Source organism: Bacillus sp. SIMBA_005 (assembly GCF_046535585.1).
GTDB lineage: Bacteria > Bacillota > Bacilli > Bacillales > Bacillaceae > Bacillus > Bacillus pumilus.
The window spans coordinates 1-318 of record NZ_JAWRWI010000166.1; the positions used below are offsets into that span (position 1 = coordinate 1).

The following is a 318-nucleotide window of genomic DNA, read 5'->3' on the forward strand; positions in this document are numbered from 1 at the left end:
GGAGCAATTCAACGCTCGTGAACAATAATGACACGCAAAAGCAAGCGAGCAAATAATTTGCCCGCTTGCTTTTTAATGACAATCCCAATTATAAACAACCTGACTAAAATCTTTATTTTTAAGCTCTTCTTCTGTAATAAAGAAATTGCCAACACCGCAATCTCCCCACAGTATATGATCTCCTTCACTATCTATTTGCAATAACAACGTTGTTGAATCGTTATAATCGCCATAAGCTCTAGGATCATCCTGTGTAAAGAAAGGGTATCCCCCTATTTTATGCCCAGCTCCCGATAATACATCATACAATACATCTGC

1 protein-coding gene is annotated in these 318 nt (G+C 38.1%); it reads right to left on the minus strand.

What is annotated here, in order from left to right; translation table 11 throughout:
• Positions 1 to 72 precede the first annotated feature (72 nt).
• A partial coding sequence (locus tag SB660_RS19590) for a DUF1963 domain-containing protein (RefSeq protein ID WP_410583919.1) occupies positions 73 to 318 on the minus strand: 246 nt, incomplete at its 5' end.